Below are 1,181 nucleotides of genomic sequence, written 5' to 3'. Positions count from 1 at the left end.
TGCCAAAACGTAGTAAAGAATATTTATTCATGAAAGGAGATTGGAAGAAATGCTTGGAGTCATACGATAAAATAAAAAACCGTCAGTCAGTTGATTAATGGAAAAATTGATTTAGATGGTAAATTGATTGCTGGTTTAGCTTTAGTTTTGGGAACTTCCGAATCTGTTTGGAAAAATCTTAATGATAAATATTTTGAAATTAAGAGTCAAATTGAAAAGCAAAATCAATTGGAAGATGAGAAGACTATTCAACGACAGCTTGACTATAAATATTGGACTAATCTAGGTGTTTTACAGCCAACGAATAATGCAGAACAAAAGATTTCTGAGTTAAGAAAGTTTTTTTATGTTTCTAGTTTAAAGGTACTGGAAAATAGGGACTTTTTAGTCCAATATAAAACAGCTATTCCAGAAATAACGGATAAGAATGTAATAAACTCTAATGCTTGGGTTCAAACAGCACTCAATATGGGTGAGATTGAAGACGTTGCGCCAATTAATTTGGAAACTTTAAAAAAGATGTTGCCTGAGATACGCAAAATGACACTTGAAACTCCTGATGTATTCGTTCCCAAATTGAAACAAATTTTAAAGGAATCTGGTGTGGCTTTTGTCGTTCTTCCTAACTTAATAAACTGTGGTATCAACGGAGCCGTTAAGTGGTTGGGGAAAGATAAAGTTTTGCTTGCTATGAATGATCGCAGCAAGTATACGGATATCTTCTGGTTTGCCTTTTTCCATGAAATAAAACATGTCTTCCAACAGAAAAAAGGCCACATAATTTTGTCCATTGAGAAAGATGTTGGCCTTAAGAGTGCGTTGGATTTAGAGACACTGGAAAAAGATGCTGATGAATTTGCTAAAAATTATCTTATCGACAAGATTCAATATAATGAATTCTTAACCAAAGGTGACTTTTCTAAAAAAGCGATTGAAGAATTTTCTCAAGATAATCAGATTAATCCGGGCATTGTGGTCGGTCAGTTACAGCGGGAAAAGTACATTCCTGTTACTCGATTAAATAATTTACGACATAAATATAACTTTTCTGCTTATAATTTTTGATATCTCTGAGTAAGAATAAGCTTGGACAATGGTTATGAAATGGCGATAAAAATTATTACAGATAGAAAAGTTAAGTACAATAAACGCCCAGCAATGTTGGATGAACTACGAGCTTT

At 33.1% G+C, this 1,181-nt stretch carries 1 protein-coding gene; it reads left to right on the top strand.

Translation table 11 applies throughout. The features are described from left to right. Positions 1–90: 90 nt before the first annotated feature. Positions 91–1,065 carry an ImmA/IrrE family metallo-endopeptidase gene (locus FHL06_RS13650; protein WP_153387193.1) on the top strand — a complete coding sequence of 325 codons (975 nt, stop codon included), beginning with the start codon at positions 91–93 and terminating at the stop codon, positions 1,063–1,065. Positions 1,066–1,181 lie beyond the last annotated feature (116 nt).

The organism is Companilactobacillus halodurans (assembly GCF_009600985.1).
In the GTDB taxonomy this organism is placed as follows: Bacteria; Bacillota; Bacilli; order Lactobacillales; family Lactobacillaceae; genus Companilactobacillus; species Companilactobacillus halodurans.
This window is presented reverse-complemented; position numbering and strand designations above follow the sequence as displayed.